Below are 13,769 nucleotides of genomic sequence, written 5' to 3'. Positions count from 1 at the left end.
CGGCATTCCAAATGGGCGGCTGCCCGGTTAATGCTGGGGCATGCCACTACATCTGATCAAGCTCGCCGTCGGCTGCGAATCCGTCAAGGAATTGAAGGAGTGGACCGCCGAACGGATGCAGACCGCCAAGAAGAAGGGTCTGCCGCAACATCACATCCACATCACCCGCATGGTGCCCAAGCGCGACGCCGAGATCCTGTCGGGCGGGTCGCTCTATTGGGTGATCAAGGGCGAGGTCGCCGCACGCGAAAAGATCATCGGCATCGAGCCGTTCCGCGACAAGGACGGCATCGGACGCTGCCGGATCGTGATGCAGCCGAAGGTGATCCCGGTGTCGCCGCGGCCGATGCGCCCGTTCCAGGGCTGGCGCTACCTTGCCGACGATGCGGTGCCGCCCGATCTCGGCAAGTCCGCGGCCGGCTCGATCGCGGCGATGCCAGAGCCGATGCGGCGCGAGCTGCGCGATCTCGGGCTGCTCTAAACCGCGATATTGTCGATCAGCCGGGTCGTGCCGAGCTTGGCCGCGACCAGGATGCGCAACGGTCCGTCCTTGCGCGAGCTGACCTGTGCCAGGGTCGCTGCATGGCGCACCTCGAAATAGTCGAGCTCAAAGCCGGCCGCCGTGATCATCGCGGCACCGCGCGCCATTGCGGCTGCGATCGCTTCGCCGGCGCGGATGCGCCCGGCGCTCTCCTTCATGGCGCGGTAAAGCGTTGTTGCGGTCTGCCGCTGCTGTGGCGACAAATAGACGTTGCGCGAGGACATCGCGAGCCCGTCGCGCTCGCGCACGGTGCGGGAACCGATCACCTTGACGCCGAGGTCGAGGTCGCGGGCCATCTGCGCCACCACCCGCAACTGCTGAAAATCCTTCTCGCCGAAGATCGCGACATCCGGCCGGCACTGCGTGAACAGCTTGCCGACGACGGTGGCGACGCCGCCGAAGAAATGCGGGCGGAAGCGGTCCTCGAGGCCGGCCAGCGCCGGTCCCTCCGGTACGATGCGGGTGGCAAAGCCCTCCGGATACATGGCCTCGGCGCCGGGATGCCAGACGATATCGACGTCCTCGGCGGCGAGCCTGGCGAGATCGGCCTTCCAGGTTCGCGGATAGGCGCCAAAATCCTCGGTCGGAGCGAACTGGGTCGGGTTGACGAAGATCGACACCACGACGCGGCTCGCGCGCCGCCTGGCGAGGCGCACCAGCGACACATGGCCGTCATGGAGCGCTCCCATGGTCGGGACCAGCGCGATCGTGGCCTTTCGCTTGCGAAGATTGTCGACGGCGCGTCGCAGGGTGGGGACTGTGCGGGCGATCAAGGGGCTGCGTGACATCAGAACTCGACGGGATTTGGACTCGGCGGGCGCGTCCCGGCGCCGGGGCAGGCTAACCTTAACAAGCGGCGACCGTGGACGCCATGCATCCGGATGCGGCACAGCATCCCGCGCAGAGGCGCGCAAGCGGTCGCGACATTGTGGGCTGGATCACAGACGTGAAGCGGCGCGGCGATTCATGATGAGGCACGGCGCGTCGCGATTTGTATTGCCTGTCACGCATTTCACTTGACCGCAGACGCGGCCAACTCGAAGATATTCGTTAGGGGTGTTGAGGATCGCGATGCTTGTGCAAGCTAGCCAAGGCCAGTCCGGCTCGGCGCATGTGGTCGTGCTCGGTAACGAGAAGGGCGGCTCCGGCAAGTCGACCACCGCCCTGCACATCGCAGTCGCGCTTTTGAAGGCCGGCCAGCGCGTCGCCACCATCGACCTCGACTGCCGTCAGCAGAGCTTTACGCACTACATCAACAACCGTTCCGCCTGGGCGCGCCGCACCAAGCTCGACCTCGAACTGCCGCTGCATCGCTGCATCAAACTCGGCGAGACCATGCAGGTCGCCGAGAACGAGAATTCGGAGTTCCTCCAGTTCATGGAGGCCGTCTCGGCGGTCGAGAGCAGCTTCGACTTCATCGTGATCGATACGCCCGGCACCGACAGCTACCTGATGCGGCTTGCGCACTCGATGGCCGACACGCTGGTGACCCCGATCAACGACAGCTTCCTCGATTTCGATGTGCTCGGCACCGTCGATCCCGCCAATTACGCGGTGACGGGCGAGAGCCACTACGCCGAGATGGTGCGGGATGTCAGGCGCAAGCGCCGCCAGCTCGACGGCGCGACCACCGACTGGATCGTCGTGCGCAACCGACTGTCGATGCTCGGCTCCCGCAACAAGCAGCTTGTTGCCGAGGGATTGAAGGATTTGTCGCTGCGGCTCGGCTTCCGCTACGTCGACGGCTTCGCCGAACGCGTCGTCTATCGCGAGTTCTTCCCGCGCGGCCTGACCGCGCTGGACGAGATCGACGAGGCCACGCTTGGCATGCGGCCCAATCTCGGCCATCTCACCGCGCGGGAGGAGGTGACGAGCCTGCTTCGCCAGCTCAAGCTTCCGCTCGACGAGCGCGGACGCCGCCGCGCGGCCAACCGCGCCGAGTGGTTCAACCAGGTCGACAAGCCGCTTGAGGTCCACGACATCCTCGGCGCCTGAGCCGGCGGTATATCGCTACTTCCAGTCGATCAAAGCGGCCGGTCTCCCGTGGGAACCGAGCCCGCGCTCAACCGTTTTCACCCTGCGTTTACTGCAAAATTGAACCCGATCGAGACAGGTTGCGTCGGAAGGTGACGTGCACCCTGACGTAGCGGTGTGAGAGGGAGATGCCCAAGAAAGGTGTGCGGCGCACAATGAAAGGGCTGCCGGTTCACAATATTTGGCCTTCCTGTCACGCGGCTGTGACATATATTAGGGAATAGGCGACCAGGGGCCGAAGAGCTCCGGAAGAACACGATTTTCAACAGGGATTCAGGCCGCAAGAGCCTGAGGCTGAGGACGAAAATGAAGCGTGGAATTGCCGTTCTGGTTTCGGTCAGTGCCCTCTGCGGCGTCGCCTATTTCACGGCGAGCAAGTGGGCAATCAGGCACGAGACCATCACCTTCTACGACGCATCGCGCGACAACCGTGCGGTGCCCGTCGATATCGCGATCCGTCGTGACAAGGAAATGCAGGCCAATGCCGGCATGATCACGATGCCGGTCGCCGTGATCAACCACGGCAACACCGTCAAGAACACCGAGTACGGCTTCCTCGCCAACATTTTCGCCGCGCGCGGCTACCTCGTCGTCAGCCCGCAACATGATTTGCCGACCGATCCTCCGATGGTGACCAAGCCCGGTGAGATCTATGTCGGCCGGCTGCCGCAGATCCTGCGCGGCGTCGCCAACATCCATCTCGCCATGCAGGAGATGAAGAAGGTTCAGCCCAACGCCGACTACGACAAGGTGACGATGGTCGGCCACTCCATGGGCGGCGACATCACGATGTATTTCGCCAAGCAGTATCCGGATGAGGTCAAGAAGGTCGTCACGCTCGACAATCTTCGCGTGCCCTTCGTCACCGCCGGCAAGTTCAAGATCCTGTCGTTCCGCTCCACCGATCCGCAGTTCAAGGCCGATGCGGGTGTGATCCCGACCGACGAGGAATGCGAGAAGGCCGGCATCCAGGTCGTGAAGACCGAATTCCAGCACAACGACATGCGCGACACTGGTCCAGACGCGGCCAAGAACTCGATCCAGGGCATGCTCGACAAGTTCCTGAGTGCGGCCGACAGCGAAGTGGCGCCGGTCGACACGCAATCGTCCCCGCCCAAGATTCTCGAGCCCGGGCCGGTCGCTTTGATGGCGCCTGCCAAGAGCTGACGCCTTCCTCGTCGTCGATACCGATTTTCAAAGCCTCCGCCGGCTTCCGCCTGCGGGGGCTTTGCACATTGACCGGGCTGCACGCGCTGACCACATTAGCCCTCCACGCAAGGGTCAAGGGATGTCGGGCGAACCCATCAAACCGCGCGGCCGCGATGCCGTCTCGACGCAACCAGGCGGCGCTGTGCCGCAGGCGGGGACCTCGACCTCGGAGGACATCGCCGCCTTCGTCGCAAACGCGCGCGCGCTGTCACCGCATGCTCCCGGTGCGAAAGGACGGCTGATCTTCGCGCTGGATGCGACGATGAGCCGGCAGCCGACCTGGGACATGGCCTGCGCGCTTCAGGCAGACATGTTCCGTGAGACCGCCGCGCTCGGCAGTCTCGACATCCGGCTCGTCTACTATCGCGGCTTCAACGAGTGCCGCACCACGGGATGGATCTCCGACAGCGCCAGGCTTGCGGCGCTGATGAGCAAGATCGATTGCCGTGGCGGCGACACCCAGATCGGCAAGGTGTTGAGCGAGGCGCGGCGCGAGGCGGTCGCATCCGGCGTGCGCGCCGTTGTCTTCGTCGGCGACGCCATGGAGGAGAACGTCGACGAGCTCTGCGCCAAGGCCGGCGAGCTCGGCATGCTCAAGGTGCCTGTGTTCGTATTTCAGGAAGGCCATGACGCGGTGGCCGAGCAGGCCTTTCGCGAGATCGCGCGCCTGACCGGCGGCGCCTGGTGCCGGTTCGATCCGGGCGCGGCGGCGCAATTGCGCGAGCTGTTGCGCGCAGCCGCAGCCTACGCGGCCGGCGGACGCGAGGCGCTGTTGCAATTGGCGAAGACCGCCAGTGGCGCGGCCAGACTGATCGGCCAGATGAAGTAGCGCTCGGCAGGGGGGCGCAAGGACACGATGCTTTTTGGCGATAGGCCGACTATATTCCGGCCATGACCCTGATTGCCGGCGCTATTGCAATTATCACCCTTTATCTGCTGCTCCAGATGTTCCGTTCGGCCAATCCGGCCGTGCTGGCACGCGCGATCAGGTTCGGCGGCGGCGTGGTCGCGCTGGCTGTCGCAGCGTTCACGGGCTTGAAGGGCGAACTGGTGGTGGCGATTCCGCTCGGGATATTCGGCGCCGGGCTCCTGGGCTGGACACCGATGGCAAACGCCGGCTTCGGCAATATCGGCGGGCTGTTCGGCGCCGGCGCGACGCGCCCGGCTGGTCAGGCCTCGCGCGTGCGCTCGCAATTCCTGGACATGCGGCTCGATCACGATTCCGGCCAGCTCGGAGGCCGGATCGTCGCCGGGCCTCATGCCGGGCGCGACCTCGATGAGTTCGATCTCGCGGCTCTGCTGGCAATGGTCCCGGCGTTCGACGCCGAGAGCGTGGCCCTACTTGAAAGCTATCTGGACCGCCGGTTTCCCGCTTGGCGTCAGAACGCGCAGGGCGACGCGGCAGGGGGGCAGCGCCGCACGGTGGCGACCGGCAAAATGACGACGGAGGAGGCCTATCAGATCCTTGGCCTGCAGCCGGGGGCGGGGCGTGACGACATCAGCCGGGCTCACAAGTCCCTGATGAAGAAACTGCATCCCGACCAGGGGGGCTCGACGTATCTCGCTGCCCGTGTAAACGAGGCCAAGGATACTCTGCTTCGCACGCATAACGGCTAACTCCGGCACCACGCTACAAACGCTCGTCCCGTGTGAGCCCCGCTTGCTCTGTTTGCCGTCGCCCCGATGCCCGCCGTTGTCGGCGTGGTCGATCCCTTGCGTAAAGTTTTAACCGTAAATCCTTGACGAGAGGTTGTCGTGGAACAGCCTCGTCGGTCACCGCGTCCCGAAAATGAAAATGCCCGCGCAAGGCGCGGGCATTTTGATTGGAACGGTGCGAAGATCAGTTGCGGACGGTCATGCAGGAGATGTCGGCGCGCTTCAGGGTGCGGCAGACGGCTTCGGCCTGGTCGCGGTCGAGCCCAGCGAAGCGAGCGCGGTAGAGCTTGCGATTGTCTTTCGCGACGACCGGCTCGGTGAACGGGTCGGCCTTGCTGAGCAGGCCGCGGGCCGAGCTGCGCGCGGCGTCGATGCGCTGCTGGGCTTCGTTCTCGCTCTCGAGCGCGCCGACCTGGACGATCCAGCCGCTGTGGCTGACGACCGGCTTCGTGGTGGCGCTCATCTGGACCGGCTGCAGCGTCGGGTCGGCTGACGCAAGCTTCGTAGCAGCCGGGGCGGGTGCGGCGGCGGTGGCGGCCGGCAATACGCCGAGGACGCCGTTGCCGGTGCCGAAGCCCGCCGGCTGCCGCGGCAGCTCGGTACGGGCGATCTCGGCCCTCGCCGCTTCCGGTTGGCTGGCGACTTCGGGCTTGTTGATGAGGTCTGCCCGGGCGACGACCGCGCCGGAGGTTTCGGCGACGTCGGAGCGCGACCCAATCGTGCTCGTGACCTGCGGCGCGATCTGAGCGGGGGCGGCGGAGGCGACCTTCACGGCGCCGGCCTTGACCTGGACGGTCTTGACCCGGACCGGCTTCATCGGCTCGGACGAGCCGGGGATGATCGAGAGCGGCTGGCTCGAGATCACGCCATTGGTGAGCGGCGCAGGCTCGATCCTGGATTCAGTCGGCCGAACGTCAGGCTTGTTGGCTTCAGATCTGGGCTGAGCCGGCGGCACCGCGGCAGTGGCAGCCGCAAGCGTCGACAGGCGCGCGGCGAGACGCGACGGGGCTGCTTCGGGAGCAGGGGCAGCAGCAGCCTGAACCTGCGGAGCCGAGCGGGCCGGAGTGTCCGACGCATCGGCGACTTCGGCAGCGGCGTCGGAGCCATTGCGCTCGGTGACCGCCACGACGGTGTGGCTGGTCGCGGCCTTGTCGAGGTTCTCCGCAAGCAGGTTGCGCATGATGGCGTCGCGCGAGCCGCCGCTGCGGCCGCCCAGCACCACGCCGATCAGGTGGCGGTTGCCGCGGCGCATCGAGGTCACGAGATTGAAGCCGGAGGCGCGGGTGTAGCCGGTCTTGATGCCGTCCACGCCCTCGACATTACCGAGCAGATGATTGTGGTTCCGGATCGACTGTCCGCGCCAGTTGAACGTCGAGGTCGCGAAATAGCGATAGTAGCGCGGGAAGCGCTCCTGGATGGCGCGGCCGAGCGTGGCCTGGTCGCGCGCGGTCGTGACCTGCTCGTCGTTGGGAAGACCGTTGGCGTTGCGGTAAACCGTCCTGGACATGCCGAGCGAACGCGCCTTGCGCGTCATCATCTGGGCGAAGTCGTCCTCGTCGCCGCCAATCGCTTCCGCGATCACAACGGCTGCGTCGTTGGCGGAGCGAGTGACGAGACCCTTGATCGCGTCCTCGACGCGAATGGTCTGGCCGGCACGCAGGTTCAGCTTGGTCGGATCCTGATCGGCGGCGTGCTGCGACACCGGCATCTCGGTGTCGAGCTTCATCTTCCCGGACTCGAGGCGCTCGAACAGCAGATAGAGCGTCATGATCTTGGTCAGCGAGGCGGGATGGCGGATGCCGTCCGGGCTGTTCGACTGAAGCACCGCGCCCGAATTGCCGTCGACGATGATCGACGCGAATTTCGGGCTGGAACTCTCGGACACATCGCGCTGCACGCGCTGGTGCGCGTAGTGTCGACGGTGACGCCGCGCCTCGGCAGCATCTGTGGTGAAGATGACTGCACTGGTGACCGCAAGAAGCCCAAAAACGCCGACCCGCGCCAAGCGCGAGGAAGACAAGTTTTTACGAAGCATGAAACCCCGTCCCCGTTTCTGACTTGATCACCGGCTCGTGAGGCGAAATTGTGCCCAACGGACCCGGGATCATTACCTGCTCAGGCTGTCCCTCCGCAGGTGTTCGCCGCGGGGGACGTCGGGCCTGAGCCGCTGTTCTGGCTAAGGTGATGTTCTCCAACGGCTTTTGGCCGCTTGTGGAAGTTGAACACGTCCAAGGAATCAAGGTAGGGGGCTGCGGTTTCCAAAAGCTTAAGGAACCATTGCGGGAAACCCCGGGAATTTCTGCGAATTTTGTATGCAATTTGTGCGACGCACAAAATTCTTGACTTTTTTGTGCGTTGCACTAATTGTGGGCAGGGTCAGGGAGCCGGGGCTTCCCGACGAGAGCTAGGGAAAAGGATTCCGAATGTTCAAGGTTGAAGACTTTCAAGGCTACGGGAAAGAGCACTTCGAGCAGTACGTCGCCTCCGCGACCTCGATGCAGCACGGCCTCCAGGCGATCGCCAGCGCCTATGGCGACTACACCAAGAAGTCGTTCGAGGACACCAAGTCCTTCGTCGAGAAGCTTTCCGGCGTGAAGTCGCTGGACAAGGCCGTCGAAGCGCAGACCGAATTCGCCCGTTCCGCCTACGAGTCCTTCGTCGCGGAATCGCAAAAGATCGCCGGCCTCTACAGCGACCTCGCCAAGCAGGCGTTCAAGCCGGTCGAGACCATCGTCTCGAAGTTCACTCCGGCCGCCAGCTAACGTTTCCTGACGTCCCGGAATCAAAAGCCCGGCTGAAGCAGCCGGGCTTTTTTGTTGTCGCGGCGTGTCTGCCTCAGCGCGCCACGCGCAGCTTGGACAGCGACGTGCCGATGTCCTTGAACACCGAGACGGTCTGATCTGCCTTCGTCACCAGATAGAACTTGTCGGTGCCGCTCGCGCAATATTGCAACACGCTGGAAGTGGGGTCGCTGCCAGTGTTCACCTGCACCGTATAGATCGTGATGTTCGCCGCCTTGGCGTTGTCGCACAGCTTCTTCTGCCGCGCGTCGATCTGTGAGGCGTTGCTGTACCAGCGGTTCTGCGTGTTGAGACCGTCGGAGAGCAGCACGATCGCGTCCTTGTAGGTGTAGTTGGTGTCCTTGGCCGGCGCGTTCATGGGATCGCCGGTCGACAGTGTCATCCAGCCCCAGGCGAGGCCGATGCCCTGGTTGGTGTTGCCGGTGGGCTTCATGGCGTCGATCCGGCTCTTGAGTGAGCTCCAGTCGTAGCTCAGCGGCATGATTGGCTGCAGATAGGACGAACTGCCGGTGTTGCAGTAGGAGTACTGTTCGGCCGGAAACTGCGTCCCCGCATTGCCGCTCATGGGCGTCGTGTTCTTGGTGTCGTAGTCCTGGTCGCGGTCGACCACGCACCCAGTCCAGGCGTTGTGGTTGGCCGGTGTCCAACTCGTGCATTGTCCCCCGCTGTTGCGCGAGTTGCACGTGCCGTTGGCCGCGTCCCAATCGCTGAAATCGACCCAGTACTTGCTGTAGTTGCTGTCGCCGACGTTGACGTCCTTGGCAAACGGGACGATCGAGATGTAGACGTCGCCATTAGTCTTGGCGAGTGGGCTGAGCTGGTCGACCAGGCTCTTCGCGGCGGTCTGCATCGCCGCCATCTTGCCGTCCTGCGCCATCGACCCCGTGTTGTCGAGCACCAAGGCCACGCGCATGCGCACCAGACCCCAGGCGCTGGTGGAATTGGCGCCGACGTCGAGCGTCGGGAAGCCTGCGATCTTCATGAAGGTGGTGGTGTAGGTGCCGGTGCCGGTGACCTGGATAGTGGAGCCCAGGCTGGTGCTTGCGGTGTAAGTAGCCGCGATGCTGACCGACGGCAGGGCGCTCGTGGCGGTGAACAGGGCGTTGAAATAAGCCTGCGCCTTGCTGCCGATCTGCGACGTCGTGATGGTGCCGGACGACAGATCCTTGGAGACCATCAGCGAGGTGGAATCGAGGGCCGCCTGCATCGCGGAACGGGCCTGGACCGCGCGGCTGTAATCGATCGCAGCTCCGACGAAGCTCAAAACCGGGAGCAGCACGATGGCGAAGATCACGGCGATATTGCCTTGTTCGGCCGCTGCAAACCGGGCGAGGTGTCGACCAACACGGCCGACGATGGGCAGGCGAGACATGACGGTCCCCGGCAATCTGTGACTTTGCCCGTTTTGGCGCCACGCCATTGAACGCAGGGTAAATTGGTCCGTAGAAAAGCGGAGATAGCCCACGCGAAACCGCCGCAGCCGCGTTACCGGCCGGGTTCCTGGTCAACATCTTCTAAACGGGCGGGGCGGAAGCTTTTGTCAAATCAGTCCGGATTGATTAACCTTGGCGAGGATCGCCCGGACCGGGAATCGGGACCGCCGTGGCCGCATCGGCCGAGCTGTCGCACGCTTGCGGCGAGCCGGGGGCAGGCCCATATTCGGTGAAGCCGACTGGCTTGGACCGGACCGGCTGGAAGTGGCGATCCAACAAGGCGGTGCGCCTGTGCGAACTCCGAAGGCCGGGGCTGCGCGGCGAACCGCCATACGCTTCCGTGGGGAATTTGAACGCCTGAGCCATGCCGCAACTGTCTTCCAGACCAGATCCGTCCGCGGCCGCTGCCGCCCACGCTCCCCTGATGAGCAACGACGAGAACCGTTCCGGCGGTCCCTCCGCGCCAAACACGTCCGTCATCACCAAGGTCAAACCGAAGACCAAACGGCCGAACCTGTATCGTGTGCTGATCCTGAACGACGATTACACGCCGATGGAATTCGTCGTTCATGTGCTGGAGAAATTCTTCCAGAAGGACGCCGAGGCTGCAACCAAGATCATGCTGCACGTTCATCATCACGGGATCGGGGAGTGCGGCGTGTTCACCTACGAGATCGCCGAGACCAAGGTGACGCAGGTGATGGATTTCGCTCGCAAGCACCAGCATCCGCTGCAATGCGTGATGGAAAAGAAGTAAGCCACGTTACGGCGCGTTCGAAGCCGGTTCTGGTGCACGTCGCAGTGTAATTGCCGCGTGATGTCTGCGGGCGATGTTCGTTGCAGACGGCAAAACTACGGAATTTCGGTCCGGTGCCGATCGCGCCCAAATCGGAACGGGTTTTGCATCGACAAATACCGCAGCTGTGCTGCCGCCTGAGTCGCGGAACCGGTCTTTCGCCGCGATCTTATATAACTATATGTGACAAAGGTTGTTGTTGCCTGACCGGGCGATGACGATCATGATGGTGGGGGCCATAGAGGACGCGAATGCCGACTTTTTCCCAAAGCCTTGAACAATCCCTGCATCGTGCACTGGCGATCGCAAACGAGCGTCATCACCAATACGCGACGCTCGAGCATCTTTTGCTCTCCCTGATCGACGACTCCGATGCAGCCGCCGTCATGCGCGCCTGTAGCGTCGACCTCGACAAGCTCCGTACGAGCCTCGTCAATTACCTTGAGACCGAATTCGAGAACCTGGTGACGGATGGCGCCGACGACGCCAAGCCGACCGCAGGCTTCCAGCGCGTGATCCAGCGCGCGGTGATCCACGTGCAGTCGTCCGGTCGCGAAGAGGTGACCGGCGCCAACGTGCTGATCGCGATCTTTGCCGAGCGCGAGAGCCATGCCGCGTATTTCCTGCAGGAGCAGGACATGACGCGCTACGACGCCGTCAACTATATCAGCCACGGTATCGCCAAGCGGCCGGGAGTCTCCGAGGCGCGGCCCGTGCGCGGTGTCGACGAGGAGACCGAGACCAAGGGCAGCGAGGACGCCAAGAAGAAGGGCGAGGCGCTCGAGACCTATTGCGTCAACCTCAACAAGAAGGCGCGCGACGGCAAGATCGATCCGGTGATCGGACGCAATTCCGAGATCAACCGCGCGATCCAGGTGCTGTGTCGCCGGCAGAAGAACAATCCGCTGTTCGTGGGCGAGGCCGGCGTCGGCAAGACCGCGATCGCGGAAGGCCTGGCCAAGCGCATCGTCGACAGCGAGGTGCCGGAGGTGCTGGCGGCTGCGACCGTGTTCTCGCTCGACATGGGCACGCTGCTCGCCGGTACGCGCTATCGCGGCGATTTCGAGGAACGCCTGAAGCAGGTGCTGAAGGAGCTCGAGGCGCATCCCAACGCCATCCTGTTCATCGACGAGATCCACACCGTGATCGGTGCGGGCGCGACGTCGGGCGGGGCGATGGATGCCTCGAACCTGCTCAAGCCCGCGCTTGCTTCCGGCACCATCCGCTGCATGGGCTCGACCACCTACAAGGAATACCGCCAGCACTTCGAGAAGGACCGCGCGCTGGTGCGGCGCTTCCAGAAGATCGACGTCAACGAGCCGACGGTCGAGGACGCGATCGCGATCCTCAAGGGCCTCAAGCCGTACTTCGAGGACTACCACCGGCTGAAATACACCAATGAGGCGATCGAGGCTGCGGTGCAGCTCTCTTCGCGCTACATCCACGACCGCAAGCTGCCGGACAAGGCGATCGACGTGATCGACGAATCCGGCGCGGCGCAGATGCTGGTCGCCGAGAACAAGCGCAAGAAGACCATCGGCATCAAGGAGATCGAGACCACGATCGCCTCGATGGCGCGGATCCCACCGAAGAGCGTGTCGAAGGACGATGCCGAGGTGCTCAAGCATCTCGAGCAGACCCTGAAGCGTACCGTGTTCGGTCAGGACAAGGCGATCGAGTCGCTCGCCGCTTCGATCAAGCTGGCGCGAGCCGGTCTGCGCGAGCCGGAGAAGCCGATCGGCTGCTATCTGTTCTCGGGTCCGACCGGCGTCGGCAAGACGGAGGTCGCGAAGCAGCTCGCGGCGTCGCTCGGCGTCGAGCTGTTGCGCTTCGACATGTCCGAATACATGGAGCGGCACACCGTGTCGCGCCTGATCGGCGCGCCTCCCGGCTATGTCGGCTTCGATCAGGGCGGCCTGCTCACCGACGGTGTCGACCAGCATCCGCATTGCGTGGTGCTGCTCGACGAGATCGAGAAGGCGCATCCCGATCTGTACAACGTGCTGCTCCAGATCATGGATCACGGCCGGCTCACCGACCACAACGGCAAGCAGGTCAACTTCCGCAACGTCATCCTGATCATGACCACGAATGCGGGGGCGTCCGATCTCGCCAAGCAGGCGTTCGGCTTCACGCGCTCGAAGCGGGAAGGCGACGACCACGAGGCGATCAACCGGCAGTTCGCGCCGGAATTCCGCAACCGTCTCGATGCGGTCGTGTCGTTCGGCCATCTCAGCGTCGAGGTGATCGGCACGGTGGTCGAGAAGTTCGTGCTTCAGCTCGAAGCGCAACTCGGCGATCGCGACGTCACCATCGAGCTGTCCGATCCCGCCAAGACCTGGCTGGTGAAGCATGGTTACGACGAGCAGATGGGCGCACGTCCCATGGCTCGCGTGATCCAGGAGCACATCAAGAAGCCGCTGGCCGACGAGGTGCTGTTCGGCAAGCTCAAGGGTGGCGGCCATGTTCGCGTCGTTCTGGTCAAGGACGAGGCGGACGAGACCAAGGACAAGATCGGCTTCGAGTTCGTCGAGGGTCCGGTTACGCCGAAGCAGGAGAAGCTCCCGGGTGCCCGCAAGCGCCCGCCGGGCAAGTCCAAGCCCGGTGGTCCCGGCGGCTCGAAGGGGCCGACCAAGAGCCCGCTGGTCAAGGCTTGATCTGCACGCGATGAATTGAAAAGGCCGGCTGAGAAGCCGGCCTTTTTCTTGGCAGTCAAATATAGGCAAGAAGATCCGATATGACCAACACGCCTTCTGCAAACTCGTTGTCAGCTTCCTCGATCCCCGCCGACGATCCCAGCCGCGCCCTGACGGTCGCCGATCCCGAAGGCGCTGACGTGCCGCATATCTCCGTGGCCGGCGGCACCTACACGGTCCTGGTGTCGGGCGCGCAGACTGCAGGACGTTATTGCCTGGTCGACATGCTGGTGCCCGCCGGCGGCGGGCCCCCGCCGCACCGCCATGACTTCGAGGAAATGTTCACGCTGCTCGAAGGCGAACTTGAATTCACCTTTCGCGGTAAGTCCCACACCGTAAGTGCGGGGTCGACCGTCAACGTTCCGGCCAACGCGCCGCACGCGTTCAAGAACGTGTCCGGCAAGACGGCCCGTATGCTCTGCATGTGCACGCCGGCGGGGCAGGACGAATTCTTCCTGGCGGTTGGCTTTCCCGTCGAAGGCCGCACATCGCCACCGCCGAAGCCGACCCCGGAAGAGATGGCCGAGAAAGGCAAGCTGATCGCGGCACTGCTGCCGAAATATCGCACCGAGATGGTGAAGATGTGAGGCGCGGCGGACGCCG

General features: G+C 63.9%; 12 protein-coding genes. 9 read left to right on the top strand and 3 right to left on the bottom strand.

Going from position 1 to position 13,769, the window contains the following annotated elements:
- Window positions 1-40 precede the first annotated feature (40 nt).
- Window positions 41-481 carry a DUF1489 family protein gene (locus C7G41_RS20235; RefSeq protein WP_106944202.1) on the top strand — a complete coding sequence of 147 codons (441 nt, stop codon included), beginning with the start codon at window positions 41-43 and terminating at the stop codon, window positions 479-481.
- Here the strand turns inward: C7G41_RS20235 and panC are convergent.
- Window positions 478-1,329, bottom strand: a complete 852-nt coding sequence (gene panC, locus C7G41_RS20230; RefSeq protein WP_106944201.1) for a pantoate--beta-alanine ligase — start codon at window positions 1,327-1,329, stop codon at window positions 478-480. The two genes, C7G41_RS20235 and panC, sit on opposite strands and share 4 nt — an antisense overlap.
- 283 nt (window positions 1,330-1,612) lie before the next feature.
- Between panC and C7G41_RS20225 the strand changes: the two genes are divergently transcribed.
- The 4 genes from C7G41_RS20225 to C7G41_RS20210 all read left to right on the top strand — a co-directional run bounded on the left by C7G41_RS20225 (window position 1,613) and on the right by C7G41_RS20210 (window position 5,401).
- Complete coding sequence (locus tag C7G41_RS20225; protein ID WP_007603231.1) at window positions 1,613-2,536, top strand: division plane positioning ATPase MipZ; 924 nt, start codon at window positions 1,613-1,615, stop codon at window positions 2,534-2,536.
- A gap of 345 nt (window positions 2,537-2,881) precedes the next feature.
- Window positions 2,882-3,742 carry an alpha/beta fold hydrolase gene (locus tag C7G41_RS20220; protein WP_106944200.1) on the top strand — a complete coding sequence of 287 codons (861 nt, stop codon included), beginning with the start codon at window positions 2,882-2,884 and terminating at the stop codon, window positions 3,740-3,742.
- Between the two features lie 121 nt (window positions 3,743-3,863).
- Window positions 3,864-4,613, top strand: coding sequence for a hypothetical protein (locus C7G41_RS20215; protein WP_106944199.1), 750 nt, complete (start codon window positions 3,864-3,866; stop codon window positions 4,611-4,613).
- Window positions 4,614-4,675: 62 nt separating this feature from the next.
- Window positions 4,676-5,401, top strand: coding sequence for a DnaJ domain-containing protein (locus tag C7G41_RS20210; protein WP_106944198.1), 726 nt, complete (start codon window positions 4,676-4,678; stop codon window positions 5,399-5,401).
- A 223-nt stretch (window positions 5,402-5,624) separates the two neighbouring features.
- On the opposite strand, the gene C7G41_RS20205 is transcribed toward C7G41_RS20210, so the two are convergent.
- Window positions 5,625-7,475, bottom strand: coding sequence for a D-alanyl-D-alanine carboxypeptidase (locus tag C7G41_RS20205; RefSeq protein WP_106944197.1), 1,851 nt, complete (start codon window positions 7,473-7,475; stop codon window positions 5,625-5,627).
- Window positions 7,476-7,863: 388 nt separating this feature from the next.
- Between C7G41_RS20205 and C7G41_RS20200 the strand changes: the two genes are divergently transcribed.
- Window positions 7,864-8,202, top strand: coding sequence for a phasin family protein (locus C7G41_RS20200; RefSeq protein ID WP_007603238.1), 339 nt, complete (start codon window positions 7,864-7,866; stop codon window positions 8,200-8,202).
- A 73-nt stretch (window positions 8,203-8,275) separates the two neighbouring features.
- Here C7G41_RS20200 and C7G41_RS20195 read toward each other — a convergent pair whose 3' ends face one another.
- Complete coding sequence (locus C7G41_RS20195; protein ID WP_106944196.1) at window positions 8,276-9,613, bottom strand: TadE/TadG family type IV pilus assembly protein; 1,338 nt, start codon at window positions 9,611-9,613, stop codon at window positions 8,276-8,278.
- A 485-nt stretch (window positions 9,614-10,098) separates the two neighbouring features.
- Here C7G41_RS20195 and clpS point away from each other — a divergent pair, with 485 nt between their 5' ends.
- The 3 genes from clpS (at window position 10,099) to C7G41_RS20180 (ending at window position 13,753) form a co-directional block, all read left to right on the top strand.
- Window positions 10,099-10,431 (top strand): ATP-dependent Clp protease adapter ClpS, encoded by a 333-nt coding sequence (clpS, locus tag C7G41_RS20190; RefSeq protein ID WP_018455182.1) that lies wholly within the window; start codon window positions 10,099-10,101, stop codon window positions 10,429-10,431.
- Between the two features lie 290 nt (window positions 10,432-10,721).
- Window positions 10,722-13,127 (top strand): ATP-dependent Clp protease ATP-binding subunit ClpA, encoded by a 2,406-nt coding sequence (clpA, locus tag C7G41_RS20185; RefSeq protein ID WP_018455181.1) that lies wholly within the window; start codon window positions 10,722-10,724, stop codon window positions 13,125-13,127.
- A gap of 80 nt (window positions 13,128-13,207) precedes the next feature.
- Complete coding sequence (locus C7G41_RS20180) at window positions 13,208-13,753, top strand: cupin domain-containing protein (RefSeq protein ID WP_106944194.1); 546 nt, start codon at window positions 13,208-13,210, stop codon at window positions 13,751-13,753.
- Window positions 13,754-13,769 lie beyond the last annotated feature (16 nt).

Source organism: Bradyrhizobium sp. MOS002, from assembly GCF_003020115.1.
Taxonomy (GTDB): Bacteria; Pseudomonadota; Alphaproteobacteria; order Rhizobiales; family Xanthobacteraceae; genus Bradyrhizobium.
The sequence above is the reverse complement of the archived record's forward strand: the minus strand, read 5'-3'. Positions and strand labels throughout refer to the sequence as shown.

Coding starts and splice junctions, on each gene's coding strand:
- C7G41_RS20235 (WP_106944202.1), top strand. CDS start 41: ATGCCACTACATCTGATCAAGCTCGCCGTCGGCTGCGAATCCGTCAAG.
- panC (WP_106944201.1), bottom strand. CDS start 1,329: ATGTCACGCAGCCCCTTGATCGCCCGCACAGTCCCCACCCTGCGACGC.
- C7G41_RS20225 (WP_007603231.1), top strand. CDS start 1,613: ATGCTTGTGCAAGCTAGCCAAGGCCAGTCCGGCTCGGCGCATGTGGTC.
- C7G41_RS20220 (WP_106944200.1), top strand. CDS start 2,882: ATGAAGCGTGGAATTGCCGTTCTGGTTTCGGTCAGTGCCCTCTGCGGC.
- C7G41_RS20215 (WP_106944199.1), top strand. CDS start 3,864: ATGTCGGGCGAACCCATCAAACCGCGCGGCCGCGATGCCGTCTCGACG.
- C7G41_RS20210 (WP_106944198.1), top strand. CDS start 4,676: ATGACCCTGATTGCCGGCGCTATTGCAATTATCACCCTTTATCTGCTG.
- C7G41_RS20205 (WP_106944197.1), bottom strand. CDS start 7,475: ATGCTTCGTAAAAACTTGTCTTCCTCGCGCTTGGCGCGGGTCGGCGTT.
- C7G41_RS20200 (WP_007603238.1), top strand. CDS start 7,864: ATGTTCAAGGTTGAAGACTTTCAAGGCTACGGGAAAGAGCACTTCGAG.
- C7G41_RS20195 (WP_106944196.1), bottom strand. CDS start 9,613: ATGTCTCGCCTGCCCATCGTCGGCCGTGTTGGTCGACACCTCGCCCGG.
- clpS (WP_018455182.1), top strand. CDS start 10,099: ATGAGCAACGACGAGAACCGTTCCGGCGGTCCCTCCGCGCCAAACACG.
- clpA (WP_018455181.1), top strand. CDS start 10,722: ATGCCGACTTTTTCCCAAAGCCTTGAACAATCCCTGCATCGTGCACTG.
- C7G41_RS20180 (WP_106944194.1), top strand. CDS start 13,208: ATGACCAACACGCCTTCTGCAAACTCGTTGTCAGCTTCCTCGATCCCC.